Here is an 18,595-nt window from a genome sequence, read left to right as displayed (position 1 = left end):
GCGAGGGTTGCGCAAGCCTCGCCGCCGCGAGGCTGCCCGGCACAGGTTGCGGTAGCGTGCTGCGTCCACAGCGCCGCGCATGAAACGTCCCCATTCAATAAACCTGCTTGGCCGCCGACACAGATCGCGCCGGCGGCCGCTGCAGCAAAAACCAATACCTGTCAGTCGACGGCGCGCCCGGCCTTGCCGTTGGGCGCCACGAAAACTATTGCGATGCCGACCGCGAGGATCGCGATCATCACCGAGAACATGGGCCAGATTCCATGCGTCTTCAAAAGCGGTAGCAGCACCAGCGGCGCCACTGCCGAAGCGAGGCGGTTGATCGACCATGCCGCCGTTGAGGTGCGTGCCCGCCATGCCGTGGGGAACAATTCCGCCGCGTAGATGGTCATGGTCGGGACCTGCATCATCGCCAGCAGCTGGAAGGCGATGCCGGCAGCCATCAGCCAAAGCGGGTTGAGGCTGGCGGCAAAGGCGATGGCGGAAACGATCATTCCGAGGCCAAAGGCAACGAGGCCGATCCGGCGCTCGAACTTGTCGACGAACAGCGATCCGATGATCGTGCCGATCGCCGGTCCGAACATCGAGACGCCGACATAGAACAGGCTGTCGGAGAGCGCGAAGCCCTTCTCGATCAGCACTGCGCCCATCAGCAGCGGGAAGGCTACGGTGCCCCAGGGCGAGGCAAAATAGATGGCTGCGACCAGGACGAAGTGCCAGCGGTTCGGTTTGGCATCGGCGGCATCGACCGGATGTGCCACCGGCGGCGGAACCGGCGCAGCGCCAGGGGGATTTGGAATGGCGACGCGCGAGCGTTCGAACCCTTCGAGCGCCAGTTCAGCCTCCCGGATGCGGCCGCGGGCAACCAGCCAGCGCGGCGATTCCGGCACGAAGCGGAAGCAGATCGCCACCACCAGCGCACCCACAGCGCCAAGAATGAAAGCCCAGCGCCAGGCTTCGACGCCGAACGGCTGAATGGGCGTCAGCCAGCGCACGAGGAAGATCATCAGCACCGGCCCGAGCGACGCGATGCCGGCCGTCATCATGATCACCGTGCCGCGGCGGCGCGGCGGCATGAAGTCGGTGAAGAACGAGAACAGCAGCGGCGGATAGGCGCCGAGCGCCAGGCCCGACAGGATGCGCGAGACGATCAGCGTATTGACGTCAGGGCTCGCCGCGGCGGCGATGGAGGTGACGCACAGCACCAGCAGCACTGCGAGCATCACTTGCTTCCGGCCATAGCGATCCGCCAGCCACCCGGCGATGAGCGCACCGGGAATGGCGCCGACATACATGGCGGCGAGCAACCACGAGAGCTGCACTGCCTCGACGGCGTAGGGCGGGGCGCTGAACACCGCCGACAGCACGTTGCCGAGCGACACCTCCATGAGATCGAAGGTGAAGCCGAATGCGCCGATCGCAACGATCCCCAGATGCATCCAGGTGAGCGGCAGGCGATCCATGCGCTCGACAATTGACGCCGCCGAGGCCCTCGGCGCCGTGTCGTTCGTCAAATCCATTCCGATGTGACCGGTTGCGATCGACATGGCCCGTCCCGCCTGTTTGTATCGTTCCACAGAGGCTATGCGGGGGCGTCCTCGGCGCGGCGTTAAATCTTGTTAAGTCCCGCAATCGCAGGCCTTTGCTGCATTCGCTTAACATCGTTTCGCTCGTGGCTGGATGTTCGCCCGGCTAGCTTCGGGACGTGGCAATGGCGCCACGTCGGACTTACTCGCCTTGGCCCAGACCGCAGCAGATTTGGTGAGCTTTGGTCCCTTCGTGCTCGACCTGACCGAGCGCCGGCTCACTGACCGCGACAGCGAATTGCGGCTGGGCGGCCGAGCCCTGGACCTGCTGATCGCGCTGATCGAGCGGTCGGGGGAGGTGGTCAGCCACAACGAGCTGCTGCAGCGGGTCTGGCCTGGCATGCAGGTGGATGAATCGAGCCTCAGGGTGCACATGAGCGCCTTGCGCAAAGCGCTTGGCGATGGCCAGTCGGGCACGCGCTTCATCGTCAACGAGCATGGTCGCGGCTATCGTTTCGTCGGCCGGATCGGCCACGGGCCGGCGCTCGCTTCCGTGCCGGCTTCTCCTGGCATGGCGCTTGGGCTGCCGGCTCAGATCGTGCGGATGCTGGGACGCGAGGATGCGATGCGTTCGCTGTCCTCGGCCCTGCAGCGCTCTCGTCTCGTCAGCGTGGCGGGGCCGGGTGGCATCGGCAAGAGCACCTTGGCGATCGCCTGGGCCGAGCGGAACGCCGAGCGTTTTGCCGGTGGGGTCCGGTTCGTCGACCTGTCACCGGTGACCTCAATCGAGGAGGCGGGAACCTGGCTCGCCGCCTCGCTGGGAGTTGATACGTCCGAACGCGACAGCTTCCGGCAGATCGCCAGCAGCCTTGCCGGCGCCGAGTTGCTGGTGGTGCTCGACAACTGCGAGCACTTGATCGACCTGGCGGCGCAACTCGTCGAAGCGCTGCTGGCGCATGCCCCCAATGTCAGCATTTTGGCCACCAGCCGGGAGGCCCTGAGGGCAAGCGGCGAAACGCTGTTCCGCCTGCCTGGGCTCGCCGTTCCCGAGGAGACCCTCGAGACAGTGGGGGAGGCGGCGCTCTACCCGGCGGTCGAGTTATTCCTCGAGCGTGCCGCGGCAAACTCTCCCGCCATGCAGATCACCGACGCCGAGGTCGGCGCCATTGCGGAACTGTGTCGACGGCTCGACGGAATCCCCCTCGCCATCGAGCTCGCGGCCAGCCTGATCGACGTCATCAGCATCCGCGAACTGGCGGCACAGCTCGATGGTCGGTTCCTCTCGATGGCCGAGGGCCGGCGAACCGCCAATCCACGCCACCGCAGCCTCGAGGCGACGCTCGGCTGGAGCTACGCCGCGCTCGATGACCAGGCGCGCCTGGTGCTCAACCGCCTCGCGGTGTTCCAGTCCAGTTTCACCCTGCAAAGCGCCATCGGCATCGCGGCGGGTGGCGAACTCGATGACAGCGGTACGCTGCGCGCCATCGCTACACTGGCTCGCAAATCGCTGCTGCAGGTCGATATCTCCGGCGATGTCGTGCGCTATCGGCTGCTGGAGACCACCCGAACCTACGCACTTGAGCGGCTCCTCGAGGCAACCGACGTCAATGAGGTACGCCGTCGGCATGCGCTGGATTGCTGCGACCTGCTTGCCGGAGCGGAGGAGGCTATCCTCACTGTCGGCTGGAGTGACTGGATGGCGCGCTATGGCGGGCTCGTCGGCGATGCCCGGGCGGCGCTGGCCTGGGCGTTCTCACCCGAGGGGGACCGCATGATCGGCAAGCGGCTGACCCTGCTCTCACTCCAGTTCGGCCAGCAGTTTCCGTTGACCGGCGAGTACGTACAGCACATCGAGGCCGCGCTTGAGTCCGTGGACCTGCCGGATGCGCCGCTCCGGCGTGACGCGTTGCGGCTTTCCCTGGTCCACGCCATGCTGATTTCCAGCATATCGGGAGATACCGGTGCGTTTGCCGCCCTCGCGAACCGTGCGCGAAGGATCGAAGCCGAGACGGGAGACGTCGTGCCGGAAGGCGTTATGGCCCGTTTCGGGGCGGCCATCACCACAGGCGACTATCCCGAGACGCTGCTCGCAGCGACCGACATGGACGCGGCGGCCGACAGGCTGCACTCGCCCGAGATCAAGCTGACGGCGATGCGGATGCGCTCCCAGGCCGAACACTTCCTGGGGCGACATCTGCTGGCCGAAGACCTTGCCGAGCAGGTCCTGGCCTGTCCCTACGAGTTCCTGCCGCTTTCTAACGTGAGCCATCGAGTATCGGCGCGGATCATCCTGGCGCGTATCGCCTTCCTCAAGGGCGAGATCGGGCGGAGCCACCTGCTTGTACAGCGTGCCATCGAGCACGCCGGCGCCAATCCGGGAGCGCTGTGCCAGACCATGGCACTGGCCGCGGTGCCGCTTGGACTGTGGACCGCGGACTACGACTTCGTGGACCAATCTCTCGCCAGTTTCCGCGAGACCGCGGTACGGATCGGAACCACATTCTGGAACGACTGGATCGTTGGCTTCGAGGCTGCGCGCTCCATGGGTCGCTCGGGTCGCATCGGCCCGTTGCCGGAGCTGCCCCGCAAAGTCGTCGATATGCTGCCGACCTTCGATCCAGCCTTCCTGACGCCGCTGGCCAGTCAACGCGTCGCCGCCGGCACCGTTGGCTGGAATGCGCCCGAGGTGCTGCGTGCGGAGGCTTTGACCTGCGCCGACAGGCAGGAGGCCAAAGACCGTGCCGTTGCCGCGATGGCCTGCGCCCAAGCGCAAGGCGCACTCGCCTGGCGAGGTCGGGCCGAAGTGACGATCGAGGCGCTTACACCTCGTTGAGGTGTTGGTTCGCGTAGAGGCGTGTGCTGGCGAGCATCCGGTACAGCAAGCGACCGTCTTGCCTGACCGGAACGAGCAGGCTGCGCCGGATCAACCTGGCGATGATGTCGGCGCCGGCTGCCTGCTCCAGCCTTTGCAGGTCGAACGGCTCGGCGAGTTGAGCCAGTCTCCGCAACGCCAGGTGTTCGGGGCCGCTCAGACGGCGTGTCGTCCAGTCGAGCATGGCGCGCATGGTCTGGTGCCGAGCCGCCGCTGTCCGTCTGTTGCCGAGGTCCAGGCCGCGGCCGGAACTCAACTGCCCAAGCAGTTCGGCGAGCGAAAGCACATCCAGATTCGCCGCGGCGATCTCGATGGCCAGCGGCAGTCCGTCCAGCCGGTCGCACAGCGCGCGGATAGTGGCGGCGTCCGCGTCACCGAGTTTCCGCGTCGGCTGCATAGCGAGGGCGCGACACACCAGCAGCTCGCAGGCCGGGAAGCGCAGCACACCCTCCAGCGTCGCCGTCGCCTCCGGCACTGCGAGTGGCGTAACCCGAATGACCCGTTCAAGCGCCAGCCCCAGCGCCTCGTGGCTCGTCGCGATGACGCTGATATCGGGGCAGGTATGGAGGATGGCCTGCGACAAGGCCGCCACGGCAGGCAACAGATGCTCACAGCTATCGAAAACGAGGGTCAAGGCGCGGGCTCGCGCGAATTCGAGCAGCGCAGGGAGCGCGGCCTCTGCGTCGACCTCCAGCCCAAGCGCCGCCGCCGCGGCTGCCGGTACGAGTTCTGGCGCCTCCAGCGCGGCAAAGTCCACCTGGCAGATGTCCATCATGTGCTGGTCGTGCAGCCGCTGAGCGGCAGCAGCGGCAATGGTGGTCTTGCCGACGCCGCCGGGCCCCGTCAGCGTTACCAGCCGCGATCGCCGGGTTGCCCGGACGAGTGCGGCAACCTCTCGATCGCGGCCGACTATGGCGGTGATCTGGTGCCGTGGCAGGGCTGCCCCAGGTGCTGCCGGTTCATGCCAGTCGCCCTGTTCGACGGGGACGCCGATACGGTAGCCGTAGCCGGCGACGTTGATGAGGTAGGTTGCCGACTGGCCATCATCGTTGAGGGCCCGCCGCACCGCCGAGATCTGCACGCGCAGGTTCGAGGCCTCAACGAAGGTCTCTGGCCAGGCCCGCTCGATCAGCTGGCGTCGCGGCACCAGCTCGCCGCGCGCTGCCACCAGTGCCGCCAGCATGCTCATGGCACGGCTGCCGAGCCGAATGTGACGCCCATTCTCGGTGAGAATCGAGCGCGCCACGTCCAGCACGAAGGGGCCGAAGCGATACTGCCCCGGCTGCAGCGCTTGCGGCGTATCCCCTTCACGTGAGCAACAGGTTTGCACGCGGCCACGTCCCGATTAGTCCCTCCCGCAAGGACTAGTCGGTGATCGCCGGCTGCCATTGAACGCACCTGCTGGCTTTGGACAAAGCTGCGCCAAATTCGGCGGCGAGCTGAACTATTCGGCTCGCTGCTGCCGCCACCTGCCGGGACTGACCCCGACGGTTCGGCTGAACACCCGGGTCAGGTGGCTCTGGTCGGCAAAGCCGCACGCGGCGGCGATCTCGCCGAGCGATTGATCGGTGTGCACCAGCAGTTCCATGGCCCGGCCGACGCGCTTACCGAGCAGGAAGCGATGCGGCGGCATGCCCATGGTGGCGCGGAAGGCATGGGCAAAATGGCTCGACGATTGCCGGCAGATCGCGGCGAGCTCGCTGACCGTGATGTCGGTGTCGAGATGCGCCGCCAGGTACTCCAGCACCCGGGCCTGCTGCCAGGGAGCAAGCCGGCCGTTGCGGCGATTGACCAGGCGCACCGAACCATAGGCCGAGGTGAAATGCGCGGCCGCGGCGGAGATCACGTGATCGGCAAACAGCCGGCTGACCTCCTGCGGTCGTGCCAGGCCGGGCAACAGGGATCGCGCCAGATGCAGCAACGTCTGGTCGGTGCGTTCAGCGTCGAAGGTGCGGGCTGCGATCTCGATCCGCGAGTCCGGCTGATCATCGAGCACTACGGCGCGCAGCAGGGTCTGCGGAAAGCTGAAATGCACACAGTCGAAGGCGTCGATGAGTTCGGAGGTCCAGTTGTACCTCAGATCGTGCACGTGGAGGCTGCCTTCGGTCATTTCCGAAGTCGGCAAGTGCCGCCCGTCCCACCAGGTGTGACCGGGGTCCATGTGCTTGAGGTGCACCGTGCAGAGAATGGCGTCCTGGATACCGAAGGTCTCGGCGGTATGGCTGTTGTCGCGCATCGGCCGTCGCTCGGCCTGAAATGTCCGCGCCACCACCAGATCGCCGTGCGCCAGCGTCTGCCTCAGGAACCCGGCACTGTAATACGACGCTCCCTCAGGTGGCGTCGCGCGCGTTTGCAGCGGCATACTGGGTACTTCGAGAGATTGCTTGGCGGCAGGATAACGTTTTCCGCCGCCGGCAGTCAAAAGCCGGCGGCGGTACAATACACACAGACGTGCGATCCGCTATTTCGCGACCTTGTAGCTTGCCGCCACCATCAACATGGCGGCCGAGAGCAGCACGAAGGCGAAGGGCAGGGTGGCAAGGTGCGCTACGAACCCGATCAGTGCGGGCCCGGCGAGCAGGCCGAGATAGCCCAGCGTGCTGACGGCGGTGATCGCGAGGCCGGGCGACATGTCCCGGGTACGGCCCGCAGCCGAGAACAGCACCGGTACGAGGTTGGAGGCGCCGATGCCGACGAGGAAATAGCCGACGAGCCCGGCATGAGCCGAGGGAACCAGCAGCACCACGGCGAAGCCGATCGCGCCGATCAGGCCACCAAACACGATGACGCGCCGCTCGCCCAACGCCATCCGGATACGATCACCGGCGAGCCGTCCGCCGGTCATCGCCACGGCGAAGGCGGCATAGCCAAGCCCGGCAAGGCCGATATCGGCGCCGCGTACCGAGGTGAGGAACACGGCACTCCAATCGAGCACCGAGCCCTCGGCGAGGAAGGTCAGGAGGCACAGGATGCCGAGCAGCAGCACGCCGCCCTTGGGCAGAACAAACAGCGGCGACTTCTCCTGCCCGTTGTCGCCGTAGGGCAGCAGCCCACCAAGCGACAAGCCAACCAGCAGCAGCGACACGACGCTGACGACGATAGCCGCCACCAGCGGCGACAGACCGCCCAGCGCCAGCAAGGCGCTAATGCCACCGGCCCCGGCGATGCCGCCGAGGCTGAACAGGCCGTGGAAGCCTGACATCATCGGTCGGCCGCTGTCGCGCTCGACCATCACCGCCTGAATGTTCATCGCCACGTCAACCGTGCCCAGGGAGGCGCCGAAGACGGCGATGGCAACGGCCATGCTGAGCCAGCTGTCAGCTATGGCGAGGAACGGGAAGGCACCGATCATGATCACCGAGGCGACGGCGATCACGGCGCGGCAGCCCCACCTGGCAGTCAGGATGCCGGTGATCGGCATGGCAAAAATCGAGCCGAGACCCAGGCACAGCAGCAACAGGCCGAGCGCGCCTTCATCGAGGCCGAGGCGGAGTTTGGCCAAGGGCACCAGCGGCGCAAAGCCGGCCATGACGATGCCGACCACGAGGAAGATCACCCGGGTGGCGAGCTGTTCCCGCCGGCCGGAGGGGATACGGTCAGTGGCGAATGCGAGAGTGGTCACGGCGGAGATCCAGTGCGGCTTAAAGTCAGGTGGCGCGGTGGACGGTGGTGCCTTGGGCGGCGAAATCTCCGAGCAGGCCGGGATCAGCATCGCCTTCGACCACGAGGCGGGTCAGCGCTTCAGGCCTCGCGACCCGGAATGGCGCAGCGAGGCCAAGCTTGTCGGCAGTCGCGGCGACCACCAGGGCGCGGCTCTGCATCACCATGGCGCGCTTCACTTCGGCTTCGACGGCATCAAGGGCGGAGACGCCGAACGTCAGGTCGATGGCGCAGGTGCCGAGAAAAACCAGATCGGCATAGATGGCCTCGACCGCCTCGACGGTGGTGTTGCCGCTGACGCTGCCGAGTTCGCCGTTGTAGACGCCGCCCAGCATGATGATGGTGACCTGCCGGTGGTCGGCGAGCGCCGCGGCGATGGCGGGAGCGTTGGTGACCACCGTCAGCTCCATGTTGCGCGGTATGGCACGGGCGATGGCATAATTGGTGCTGCCGGCATCGATGAACACGGTGTGCCGCGGCTGCAGCAGTTTTACCGCCTCGGCCGCCAGGCGGGTCTTGGCATCGGCGTCTTTCTCCACCCGGGCCGAAATCGGCAGCGCCACCGGCGCCGGGGCAAGGGCGCCGCCATGGACGCGCCGGCAGTAGCCGGCCTTGGCTAGTTCGCGCAGGTCGCGCCGGACGGTGTCCTCCGACACGCCGAACCGCGCTGCGAGTTCGTTGGCGACGACGCGCCCATCGCTCAGCAGCAGGGCGCGGATCACGTCGTGGCGTTCATCGGTGAGCATGTGCGACTCCATGCGTGGTTATGCACGATATTGCACGAAGACGCACGAATGACAACTGTCGCTAGGGCTGGTCCGCAATCGGGAGGCGGAGCTGCACGCGGAAACCGCCGCCTGGCGGTGAGGCGACGCTCAGCTCACCGCCGAGCAGTTGAGCAATTTCCTCGACGATGGGCAGGCCGAGGCCGGCGCCAGGTTTGTCGCTGTCACCCCGGCTGAAGCGCTTCTGCACTGCGGCCAGCTGCTCGGGCGCAACGCCTTTGCCGGTATCGGCAATCTCGAGCAGCACATCCTCCGCGGCGGCGACGCGAACCGTTGCCTCGGCACCCGGGCCGGCATAGGCGATAGCGTTCTCGATCAGGTTGCTGAGCAGTTCGCCCAGCAGCATCGGGTCGCCGCGGACCAGGGCAGGGCCGTTACCGTCAAAGCCGAGGTCGATCTCGGCGGCATGGGCGCGGACGACGTAGTCGCCCGTGCGATCTCGTGCAAGTTCGTGCAGATCGATGACTGGGAACTGCAGCCGATCGGAGGCGGCCTCGTCGATGCGGGCGAGCAGCAGCAGCTGCGCCAGCACGCGCTCGGCGTGCACCACCGCGGCATCGGCGGTTCGCGCCGCCTCGCGCGCTGCGGCCGGCGTATCGGCGCGAAGCGCCAGCGCCAGCTGTGTGCGGATGATGGTGAGCGGGGTGCGGAGCTGGTGGCTGGCATTACCGGTGAAGTGTCGAAGCGCCTCGAGCGCTGCCGACAGCCGGGTCATGAAGGAGTTGATGGTGTCGACCAGCCCCTGCACCTCACGTGGCACCTGCTGCTCGATCGGGCTGAGGTCATCGAGGGCGCGGCGCGAGATGGCGTCGCGCAAGCGGTAGAGCGGAGCGAGGGAGAACCCCACAGCGAGCCAGAGGATCACCGCCGCGGCGAGAATCAACAGGGCCAGGCGGATGGCGGAGCGCACCAGCAGCGTCTGGGTCAGCTGCGTGCGGGCGATGGTGGTTTCGGCCACCGTGACGGTGAAGGGGATAGCACTGACGCCTGACGACGCCGCCCGCCGCAGCACCGCAACCCGGATCGGCTCACCGCGAAAGCTGGCGTCGGAATAGGCGATGTCGGCCGTCGCGACGTCGGAGGTCGGCAGCGTCTGGTAGCCGGTGATGAAGCCTTCTGGGCCGTCGACGCGGTAGAACACCCGGTCCTGCGCCGCTGAGGTCAGCATTTCCAGCGCCACATAGGGCACGTCGACCTCGAGCGCCCCGTCCTCGGTGACGATCACCCGCTCAGCGATCGCCAGTACCGAGCCGGCGAGCACCCGATCTGACAGCGAGGTGGCGGTGTCGCGGGCCTCGCGCCAGGTGTCGACCACCGCCAATGCCGCGACGGCGAGCAGCGCCACCATCAGCCAGAGCAGCAGGCGCCGGCGCAGCGAGTAGGGCCGCGTCATCATCAGTCGGCGATCCGGTCGAGATAATAGCCAAGCCCGCGCGCCACCCGCACGGTGAGGGCGTAAGGCGCGAGCCGGCGGCGGAGGCGCGAGATGTACTGCTCGACCGCGTTCTCGCTGAGGTCGTCGTCGAAGGCGGCGAGCGATTCGATGATCGATTGCTTGGCCACCACCTTGCCGGCCTTGTGCAGCAGCGTTTCGAGCACGCTCAGCTCGCGCGCCGGGATGTCGAGCGTCTGGCCGAAGGCCGACAGGGTGCGCGATACGGTATCGAGCTCGATGCTGCCAAAGGCGATACTCGAATTGTGCAGCCCGGCCTGGCGGCGCAGCAGCACGCGGATGCGGGCCTCCAGTTCCGACACTTCGAATGGCTTGGTCATATAGTCATCGGCGCCGAGGTCGAGGCCGCGCACCCGTTCGTCGAGCGCCCCGCGGGCGGTGAGGACCAGCACCGAAGAGGGGTTGCGGCGGCCCCGCATGCGCCGGAGCACGTCGAGCCCATCCATTTCAGGCAGGCTCAGGTCGAGCACCACCAGATCGAAGGTTTCGGTCGTGAGCACCGCGTCGGCCGAAACACCGTCATGCACCACATCGACCGCATAGCCGGCGACGCGCAGCACCGCGGCGAGGCCATCGGCCAAGGTCCGGTTGTCTTCCACCACCAAGATACGCATCACTCGCTCCCCGCGCCCACGGTAGAGCGAGATCAGGAAAAGTTGCAGACTTTTCCGGTTCGATCGCGCGACCAATACAAAAGACCCTGAGCAAGAGCGCGGTCGGAGAACGCGATCTTGCTCAGGTTTGAGCGTGGCGCGTTGCCCATAGCCCTTGTGGAGCGGGCAGGGGAGCGGGCATGGTCGCGCCATGCTGCGTCTGTTTGCCATCCTCCTGCTGCTCGTCACGTCTCCGACCCTGGCCCAGGGGATGAAGGTGTTTCCGGCGCTCGGTGGAGCGGCCGAGGCGCGGACGGTGACGGTGTATTCGTCGCTCGACGAGCCGCTGGCGCGCCCGATGATCGCAGCGTTCCAGGCCGCTAATCCCGATATCGCCGTGGCCTACGAAGACCTGCAGACCGTCGATATCTACGACCGGGTCGTTGCCGAATCCGATGCCGGGGCCCCGACCGCCGATTTCGCCTTTTCCTCGTCGATGGACCTGCAGGTGAAGCTGGCCAATGATGGCTATGCGCAGGAGAGCAGCGTGCCGCTATCGGCGAGCTGGCCGCGTTGGGCCAACTGGCGCAACACCGCCTATGCGCTGACCTACGAGCCCGCGGTGTTCATCTACCACAAGCCGAGCTTTGCCGGGTCGAAGCCGCCGTCGACGCGGGCCGAGCTGATCCAGTACCTCGAGGCCAATGCCGATGCGATCCATGGCCGGATCGGCACCTACGACATCGAGCGCTCCGGCGTCGGCTTCATGTTCTTCTCGCGCGACCAGGAGCAGTATTCGGACCTCTGGACGCTGGTCGGCGCCATGGGCGCGGCGGGGGTCAAGCTCTACTCGACCACCTCGGCGATCGTCGACCGCGTCGCCGACGGCCGGTTCGTCTTCGGCTACAACATCCTTGGCTCCTATGCCGCCGAGGCGGCGGCGCGGAACCCCGATCTCGGCATCGTCCTGCCGGCCGATTACACCATCGTCACCTCGCGCATCGGGCTGGTGCCGAAGGCCGCGGCCAACCCGGACCTGGGCCGTCGCTACCTCGCCTTCTTCATGTCGGCCGAGGGTCAGACGATCATGGCGCAACAGCTGCAGATCGCGGCGCTCAACCCCAGCGTTACCGGCGACAACACCGCCAACGCCATGCAACTGGCGCTCGGCAACCAGCTCCGGCCGGTGCCGGTCAGCCCCGGGCTGATGGTCTATCTCGATCAGGTAAAGCGAGCCCGGCTGATCCGGCGCTGGAACGACGCGCTGAGCATCCAGTAGGTAGGGCGCACCCGTCGTCTGGGAGAGGGCGCGTCAGCTTCACGACAGCTTGCTGTGCTCTGGTCCAGCCTGGCCGAGGCGCAACAGCGTCCGGTCGAGGAGTCTGGGAGGACCCCCGCAGTTTTGATCAGCGTTGCCGCAACCCCGCGGCAGCCCGCGCTGTTTCATCGCGGGGTATTCCCCCTGGATCGAAATAACGACGGTCGGCGTTGCGTCGGCCGCATTGGAGGACAAGCAATGAAGCATCTCGTCGCGACTGCCTTGCTGGCGGGCGCCTTGGCGCTGCCCACCGCGGCCTTTGCCGCCGACTATTCGATCATGGCGCCTGCCGCGCCCGGTGGCGGCTGGGACCAGACCGCCCGCTCGATGCAGGAGGCGCTCACCGCCGAGGGCATTTCCGGCAATGTGCAGGTTACCAATGTGCCGGGCGCCGGCGGCACCATCGGCCTCGCGCAGTTCGTGCAGGAGGCCAATGGCAACCCGTCCAAGCTGATCGTCGGCGGCTACGTGATGGTCGGCGCGATCCTCACCAACAAGGCGCCGGTGACCCTCGACGCGGTGACGCCGATTGCCCGGCTCACCGGCGAGTACGAAGTGATCGTCGTGCCGGCGGCTTCCGACATCCAGGACCTCGCCGGTCTCGTCGCCAAACTGAAGGCCGATCCCGGCTCGGTGTCGTGGGCTGGCGGCTCAGCTGGCGGTACCGACCACATCACCGCCGGCCTCTTTGCCAAGGCCGTCGGCGTCGACCCGAAGCTCGTCAACTACGTGGCCTTCTCGGGTGGCGGCGAAGCGCTCGCCGCCGTGCTCGGCAGCCAGGTGACGGTGGGTATTTCAGGCTATGGCGAATTCCAGTCGCAGGTGGAAGCCGGTGCGCTACGCGTCATCGGGGTTTCGTCGCCCGAGAAGGTGGCCATCATCAACGGGCCGACCTTCAAGGAAGGCGGCGTTGACCTGGTGGTGCAGAACTGGCGCGGCGTGTGGGCCGGTCCTGGCCTCAGCGCCGAGCAGACCGCCGCGATCGGCGCCGATATCGAAAAGTTGGTGAACTCGGCTTCGTGGACGAAGATCCTCGAGACCAAGGGCTGGAACAACACCTACCTGGCCGGTGACGCGTTCAAGACCCAATTGGCCACCGAGATCACCTCCACCGAGGCAATTCTCAAGGACGTCGGTCTCGTGCAATGATCGAGCCCATGGCTCAGGCAAACAAGCAGCGCCGCCCTGACTGGGCGGCGCTGGTCATCGCTGCGGGTCTGTTGGCTCTCGCGCTGCTGGTTGCGTGGGACGCCTCGCGGCTGGGCGCCGGTGGCGCCTATGCCCGGATCGGACCGCAGACCATTCCCTATGCGATCGCCATCTGCCTTGGCGGCCTCGCCATCTGGACCGCAATTGCCGCCTATCGGCACGATTTTCCCGAGCGCGAGCAGCAGGATTTTCCGCCTGTACTGTGGATCGTCGGCGGACTTGTCGCGCAGATGGCGCTGATCAAGTTCACCGGCTTTTCGATCGCGACCGGCATCCTGTTCGCCATGACGGCGCGGGGCCTGGGCAAGGTTTCACTGCCGCTGGCGCTGCTGAGCGGCATCCTCATTTCGGGCTTCGTCTGGTTCGTGTTCGCCCGCCTGCTGCAGCTGACGCTGCCCGCCGGTCCGCCCGAGCAGCTGTTGATCCAGGGTTTTGACCTCATCACCGCGCCGTTCAAGGCCGCTCCGGGGAGCGCCAGCTGATGGATACCTTCGCCCTGCTGCTGCAGGGGCTTTCGGTTGCGATCCAGCCGATCAACCTGTTGTACGCCCTGGTCGGCGTGACGCTCGGCACCGCCGTCGGCGTGCTGCCCGGCATCGGGCCGGCGACCACCGTGGCACTGTTGCTGCCGGTCACCTACAAGCTCGATCCCGCCGGGTCACTGATCATGTTCGCTGGGATCTACTATGGCGGCATGTATGGCGGCTCGACCACTTCGATCCTGCTCAACACGCCCGGCGAAAGCGCCTCGATCGTCACGGCGCTCGAGGGTAACAAGATGGCCAAGGCGGGCAGGGGTGGTCCAGCCCTCGCCACCGCGGCCATCGGCTCGTTCGTTGCCGGCCTGATCGCCACCATCGCGCTCGCCTTCCTCGCCCCGTGGGTGGTGAAGTTCGCGCTTGCCTTCGGGCCGCGCGAGTATTTCGCGCTGATGGTGCTGGCTTTCGTCACGGTCTCGGCGGCGTTCGGCGATTCCGCCCTGCGCGGGCTGACCTCGCTGTTCATCGGCCTGACGCTGGGGATCATCGGCATTGACCTGCAGACCGGGCAGGCGCGGCTGAGTTTCGGCATTCCCGACTTGCTCGACGGGGTGGAGGTCACGACGCTGGCCGTCGCCATGTTCGCTATCGGCGAGACGCTGTTCGTCGCGGCACAGGGCAAGCGCGCGCCCGAAACGGTGGAGCCGGTGCGCGGCTCCTTATGGATGAGCGCCAAGGACTGGGCCCGGTCGTGGAAGCCGTGGCTGCGCGGCACCGTTATCGGCTTTCCGATCGGCGCCATGCCGGCCGGCGGCGCCGAGATCGGCACGTTCTTCTCTTATGCGGCGGAAAAGAAACTCTCCAAGCACCCAGAGGAGTTCGGCCATGGCGCCATCGAAGGTGTCGCCGGACCGGAGGCCGCCAACAACGCTTCGGCTGCCGGTACCCTGGTGCCGCTGCTGACGCTGGGGCTGCCGACCTCGGCGACCGCGGCGATCATGCTGGCCGGCTTCCAGCAATACGGCCTGCAACCCGGGCCGCTGCTGTTCACCTCGAACCCGCAGCTGGTCTGGGGCCTGATCGCCAGCCTGTTGATCGCCAACCTGATGCTGATTGTCCTCAACCTGCCGCTGATCGGGCTGTGGGTGAAGCTGCTCACCATCCCGAAACCCTGGCTCTATGCCGGCATCCTGCTGTTCGCGACGCTCGGCACTATCGGCGCCAACCCGTCGGTGTTCGAGCTCGGCATGCTGCTGGCCTTCGGCCTGCTGGGTTATGGCTTGCGGCTGTTCCATTTCCCGATCGCTCCCGTAGTGGTGGGGCTGATCCTCGGCCCGATGGCCGAGCAGCAGTTGCGGCGGGCGCTGGCCATCTCGCAGGGCGATGTGATGGTGCTGTTCACCTCGCCGATCTCGGCGACGCTGCTGGCGCTGGCGGCGCTGGCGCTGATCGTGCCCCTGATCCTCAGGGCGCGCGGCAAGGGCGAAGTGCTGGCGGCGGTTGCTGCCGACAACGACTGACGCCTGCAACGCACGCATGGCTTGCCTGCCTTCCCGCCCACTGCCGGAGGCAGGCAAGCCTTCCCATTTATGGGGGGACGAAAGGACCTCCAGATGACCCGCAAGCCCAGCCTTCTCCGTGACGTCTTCAGCATTTTCGGCGCTGCCAACGCGGCCGCTGCCGCGACGCAGGCCGGCCGCGTTCCGACCGCCCGCGACCTGCGTACCTTGGGCATCGAGCCCAAACAGTTCCGCGCCATCGGTCGCTGACCGGCCAAGGCGCTGGAAATGACGTTGCGCGCGGCACCGGTCCCGCGCAACGCGATGCTCTTTGCCTCGCCCGAGGGGAATAAGTCCTCCGGATCAACGCACTAGGCTTTGACGCGGGCTGCCGGTTTCGTGTTTCTCGCCTCACCGAATCCTCGGTTCATTCCGATTTTTCCGCTGGGGCATAATGAACAAGCTTTTCACCGCGGCCGTTGCCGCCATTCTCCTGGGGACCGCGCCGGTGCTGGCGCAGACCACCGAGATCCTCAACGTCTCCTATGACATTTCGCGCGAGCTGTTCGATGCGGTGAACGCCAAGTTCGTCCCGTCCTACAAGGCCTCGGCCAACGCCGACGTGAAGGTCAACCAGTCGCATGCCGGCTCGTCCAAGCAGGCCGGCCTGATCCTCGAGGGGCTGGAAGCCGATGTGGTCACCTTCAACCAGGTGATCGACGTCGATACGCTGGCCAAGGGCGAGTTCGTCACCGCGGACTGGAAGTCGAAGTTCGCCAATAACGCATCGCCGTTCTACTCGCTGCCGGCCTTCCTCGTGCGTGAGGGCAACCCCAAGGGCGTCAAGGACTGGGCCGATCTCGCTCGCGACGACGTCAAGATCATCTTCCCGAACCCCAAGACCTCGGGCAATGGCCGCTATACCTATCTCGCCGCCCGCGCCTGGGCGACCGAGGCGTTTGCCGGCGACGAGGCCAAGATCGAGGAATACCTGAAGAAGGTGTTCTCGAACGTTCCGGTGTTCGAGACCGGCGGCCGCGCCGCCACCACGACTTTCGTCGAGAACAAGATCGGCGACGTGCTGATCACCTTCGAGGCCGAAGTGCTCGGCACCATCAAGCAGCTCGGCGACGACCAGTATGACGCAGTGATCCCGTCGGTCAGCCTGCTGGCCGAATTCCCGATCGCCGTGGTCGACAAGGTGGTCGATAAGCGCGGCACCCGCGAGATCGCCACTGCCTACCTCAACTACCTCTATTCGCCCGAGGGCCAGGACATTGCCGGCGCGCTGTTCCACCGCGTCCACGAGGCCGCGGCCGTCGAGAAGTACAAGGCGCAGTTCCCTGAGGTGCGCCTCGTGACCGTCGAGGACGTGTTCGGCGGCTGGGACAAGATCAAGGCCGACCACTTCGCCGAAGGCGGCCTGCTCGACAAGGTGTTCGTCAACCAGTAGGGCCGGGCTTTGACCAGCCTCGATACGGCGCGGGAGGCACCCCGCGCCGTTGCCTTTGGAACGCGCCTGCCGAAGGCGCGAAAGCCCGGTCGCAGGTATCTGCTGCCGGGCTTCGGGCTGACCTTCGGCATCACGGCGCTCTACCTCGTCCTGATCGTGGCGCTGCCGCTGGCGGCAATGCTGCTCAAGACCTTCAGCCTCGGCTGGCCGGAGTTCTGGCGCATCGTCTCGTCGCCACGGGCGATTTCGGCCTACTGGATCACCTTCTCCTCCGCCGCTGCCGCAGCGGTGTTCAACGGCTTTTTCGGCCTGCTGCTAGCCTGGGTGCTGGTGCGCTACGAATTCCCCGGCAAGCGCATCATCGACGGGCTGGTCGACCTGCCATTCGCGTTACCGACCGCTGTCGCCGGCCTCGCGCTGGTGACGCTGTTCGGTCCGGCCGGCTGGTATGGGCAAATCCTCGTGCCGCTCGGGGTCACTGTCACCCACGCGCAGCTTGGCATCATCGTCGCCATGGCCTTCACCTCGCTGCCCTTCGTGGTGCGTACGGTGCAGCCGGTGCTGGAGGACATTCCCGAGGACGTGCAGGAGGCAGCCCGGCTGCTCGGCGCGACGCCGTTCCAGGTGTTCTCGCGGGTGATCCTGCCGCTGATCCTGCCGGCTTTCACCACCGGTGTGGTGCTCTGCTTTGCCCGCGCCATCGGCGAGTTCGGCGCCGTGGTGTTCATTGCCGGGAACCTGCCGGGGATGACCGAAATCGTCTCGCTGCTGATCTTCATCCGGCTCGACGAGCACAATTACCCGGCCGCCGCCGCGCTCGCGACCGTGCTGCTAGCGACCGCGTTCGTCACCCTGTTCCTCACCAACCTGCTTCAGGCCTGGCAGCTCCGCTATGCAGACAAATCCCGCTGAAGCGTCGCTCCCGGCCGATCCGCGCCGCCCGCAATCCGCGGTGGCGTGGGGGCTGATCGGGCTCGCCTACCTGATGGCCGGCGCCGTGCTGCTGGTGCCGTTGCTGCTGATCGTCGTCACCGGCTTTCGCGAAGGCGTCGGCGTCTATCTCGCCAACATCGTCGAGCCCGAAACGCTGCACGCGATCTTTCTCACCGTGCTGGCGGCGATCGTCGTGGTGCCGATCAATGTCGGGTTCGGCATCGCCGCCGCCTGGCTGGTCACGCGCTACGAATTCCGCGGCAAACGGCTCCTCATCACCTTCATCGAGATCCCGTTCTCGGTGAGCCCGATCGTGGCCGGTGTCATCTACCTGTTCCTCTATGGCGGGCAGGGGCTGCTTGGCCCGCTGCTGGCGCAGTTCGACCTCAAGCTGATGTTCACGGTGTGGGCGATCTTCCTCGTCTCGCTGTTCGTCACCTCGCCGTTCGTGGCGCGCGAGCTGATCCCGCTGATGCAGCAGCAGGGCGGCGAAGACGAGGAGGCGGCGCTGTCGCTCGGCGCCAACGGCCGGCAGATCTTCTGGCACGTAACGTTGCCCAACATCCGCTGGGCGCTGCTCTATGGCGCGGTGCTGTGCAATGCCCGGGTGATCGGCGAGTTCGGCGCGGTGTCGGTGGTTTCGGGCGCCATCCGCGGCCAGACCAACACGCTGCCGCTGCAGATCGAGCTCTTGTTCAACGATTTCAACGTCACCGGCGCCTTCGCCGCCGCCTCGACGCTGGCGCTGCTGGCCGTGCTCACCATCATCCTCAAGTCGGCGCTCGAGCGGAAGACCGGGCACTAGCGGTGGATTG

At 66.5% G+C, this 18,595-nt stretch carries 16 protein-coding genes; 9 read left to right on the top strand and 7 right to left on the bottom strand.

Annotated elements, in window-relative coordinates; genetic code table 11:
• Positions 1–161 precede the first annotated feature (161 nt).
• Positions 162–1,520: an MFS transporter gene (locus ASC68_RS16430; RefSeq protein WP_162247917.1), complete on the bottom strand. Its 1,359-nt coding sequence runs from the start codon at positions 1,518–1,520 to the stop codon at positions 162–164.
• Positions 1,521–1,737: 217 nt separating this feature from the next.
• Here ASC68_RS16430 and ASC68_RS16425 point away from each other — a divergent pair, with 217 nt between their 5' ends.
• Positions 1,738–4,359, top strand: a complete 2,622-nt coding sequence (locus ASC68_RS16425; RefSeq protein ID WP_197421258.1) for a winged helix-turn-helix domain-containing protein — start codon at positions 1,738–1,740, stop codon at positions 4,357–4,359.
• On the opposite strand, the gene ASC68_RS16420 is transcribed toward ASC68_RS16425, so the two are convergent.
• The 6 genes from ASC68_RS16420 to ASC68_RS16395 all read right to left on the bottom strand — a co-directional run bounded on the left by ASC68_RS16420 (position 4,346) and on the right by ASC68_RS16395 (position 10,910).
• Positions 4,346–5,728, bottom strand: a complete 1,383-nt coding sequence (locus ASC68_RS16420; RefSeq protein WP_156387356.1) for a winged helix-turn-helix domain-containing protein — start codon at positions 5,726–5,728, stop codon at positions 4,346–4,348. The genes ASC68_RS16425 and ASC68_RS16420 overlap by 14 nt on opposite strands.
• Positions 5,729–5,842: 114 nt before the next feature.
• On the bottom strand, positions 5,843–6,760 hold the full coding sequence (locus ASC68_RS16415) for an AraC family transcriptional regulator (protein ID WP_082528222.1): 918 nt from the start codon (positions 6,758–6,760) through the stop codon (positions 5,843–5,845).
• A 99-nt stretch (positions 6,761–6,859) separates the two neighbouring features.
• On the bottom strand, positions 6,860–8,020 hold the full coding sequence (locus tag ASC68_RS16410) for an MFS transporter (RefSeq protein WP_248310554.1): 1,161 nt from the start codon (positions 8,018–8,020) through the stop codon (positions 6,860–6,862).
• 25 nt (positions 8,021–8,045) lie between these two features.
• Positions 8,046–8,804, bottom strand: coding sequence for a DeoR/GlpR family DNA-binding transcription regulator (locus ASC68_RS16405; protein WP_055882528.1), 759 nt, complete (start codon positions 8,802–8,804; stop codon positions 8,046–8,048).
• A gap of 61 nt (positions 8,805–8,865) precedes the next feature.
• Entirely contained in the window at positions 8,866–10,239 is a 1,374-nt protein-coding gene (locus ASC68_RS16400) for a sensor histidine kinase (RefSeq protein ID WP_055881500.1), read from the bottom strand.
• Positions 10,239–10,910 (bottom strand): response regulator transcription factor, encoded by a 672-nt coding sequence (locus tag ASC68_RS16395; RefSeq protein WP_055881498.1) that lies wholly within the window; start codon positions 10,908–10,910, stop codon positions 10,239–10,241. Before ASC68_RS16395 ends, ASC68_RS16400 begins: the two co-directional genes overlap by 1 nt.
• A 190-nt stretch (positions 10,911–11,100) precedes the next feature.
• On the opposite strand from ASC68_RS16395, the gene ASC68_RS16390 reads away from it, so the two are divergent.
• The 8 genes from ASC68_RS16390 (at position 11,101) to cysW (ending at position 18,585) form a co-directional block, all read left to right on the top strand.
• Entirely contained in the window at positions 11,101–12,168 is a 1,068-nt protein-coding gene (locus tag ASC68_RS16390; RefSeq protein WP_055881497.1) for an ABC transporter substrate-binding protein, read from the top strand.
• 237 nt (positions 12,169–12,405) lie between these two features.
• Complete coding sequence (locus ASC68_RS16385) at positions 12,406–13,356, top strand: tripartite tricarboxylate transporter substrate binding protein (RefSeq protein ID WP_055881495.1); 951 nt, start codon at positions 12,406–12,408, stop codon at positions 13,354–13,356.
• Positions 13,357–13,364: 8 nt separating this feature from the next.
• Positions 13,365–13,898 (top strand): tripartite tricarboxylate transporter TctB family protein, encoded by a 534-nt coding sequence (locus ASC68_RS16380; RefSeq protein ID WP_055882524.1) that lies wholly within the window; start codon positions 13,365–13,367, stop codon positions 13,896–13,898.
• Positions 13,898–15,415, top strand: a complete 1,518-nt coding sequence (locus ASC68_RS16375) for a tripartite tricarboxylate transporter permease (RefSeq protein WP_055881493.1) — start codon at positions 13,898–13,900, stop codon at positions 15,413–15,415. The genes ASC68_RS16380 and ASC68_RS16375 overlap by 1 nt, the downstream gene beginning before the upstream one ends.
• 93 nt (positions 15,416–15,508) lie before the next feature.
• Entirely contained in the window at positions 15,509–15,664 is a 156-nt protein-coding gene (locus ASC68_RS28995) for a hypothetical protein (protein WP_197421256.1), read from the top strand.
• 184 nt (positions 15,665–15,848) lie between these two features.
• On the top strand, positions 15,849–16,847 hold the full coding sequence (gene cysP / locus ASC68_RS16365) for a thiosulfate ABC transporter substrate-binding protein CysP (RefSeq protein ID WP_055881489.1): 999 nt from the start codon (positions 15,849–15,851) through the stop codon (positions 16,845–16,847).
• Between the two features lie 99 nt (positions 16,848–16,946).
• Entirely contained in the window at positions 16,947–17,759 is an 813-nt protein-coding gene (cysT, locus tag ASC68_RS16360) for a sulfate ABC transporter permease subunit CysT (RefSeq protein WP_055882520.1), read from the top strand.
• Positions 17,740–18,585, top strand: a complete 846-nt coding sequence (gene cysW / locus ASC68_RS16355) for a sulfate ABC transporter permease subunit CysW (protein WP_055881488.1) — start codon at positions 17,740–17,742, stop codon at positions 18,583–18,585. The genes cysT and cysW overlap by 20 nt, the downstream gene beginning before the upstream one ends.
• Positions 18,586–18,595: the final 10 nt, after the last annotated feature.

Source organism: Devosia sp. Root105 (genome assembly GCF_001424865.1).
In the GTDB taxonomy this organism is placed as follows: Bacteria; Pseudomonadota; Alphaproteobacteria; order Rhizobiales; family Devosiaceae; genus Devosia_A.
This window is presented reverse-complemented; position numbering and strand designations above follow the sequence as displayed.

Coding starts and splice junctions, on each gene's coding strand:
- ASC68_RS16430 (WP_162247917.1), bottom strand. CDS start 1,520: ATGGATTTGACGAACGACACGGCGCCGAGGGCCTCGGCGGCGTCAATT.
- ASC68_RS16415 (WP_082528222.1), bottom strand. CDS start 6,760: ATGCCGCTGCAAACGCGCGCGACGCCACCTGAGGGAGCGTCGTATTAC.
- ASC68_RS16405 (WP_055882528.1), bottom strand. CDS start 8,804: ATGCTCACCGATGAACGCCACGACGTGATCCGCGCCCTGCTGCTGAGC.
- ASC68_RS16400 (WP_055881500.1), bottom strand. CDS start 10,239: ATGATGACGCGGCCCTACTCGCTGCGCCGGCGCCTGCTGCTCTGGCTG.
- ASC68_RS16395 (WP_055881498.1), bottom strand. CDS start 10,910: ATGCGTATCTTGGTGGTGGAAGACAACCGGACCTTGGCCGATGGCCTC.
- ASC68_RS16390 (WP_055881497.1), top strand. CDS start 11,101: ATGCTGCGTCTGTTTGCCATCCTCCTGCTGCTCGTCACGTCTCCGACC.
- ASC68_RS16385 (WP_055881495.1), top strand. CDS start 12,406: ATGAAGCATCTCGTCGCGACTGCCTTGCTGGCGGGCGCCTTGGCGCTG.
- ASC68_RS16380 (WP_055882524.1), top strand. CDS start 13,365: ATGGCTCAGGCAAACAAGCAGCGCCGCCCTGACTGGGCGGCGCTGGTC.
- ASC68_RS16375 (WP_055881493.1), top strand. CDS start 13,898: ATGGATACCTTCGCCCTGCTGCTGCAGGGGCTTTCGGTTGCGATCCAG.
- ASC68_RS28995 (WP_197421256.1), top strand. CDS start 15,509: ATGACCCGCAAGCCCAGCCTTCTCCGTGACGTCTTCAGCATTTTCGGC.
- cysP (WP_055881489.1), top strand. CDS start 15,849: ATGAACAAGCTTTTCACCGCGGCCGTTGCCGCCATTCTCCTGGGGACC.
- cysW (WP_055881488.1), top strand. CDS start 17,740: ATGCAGACAAATCCCGCTGAAGCGTCGCTCCCGGCCGATCCGCGCCGC.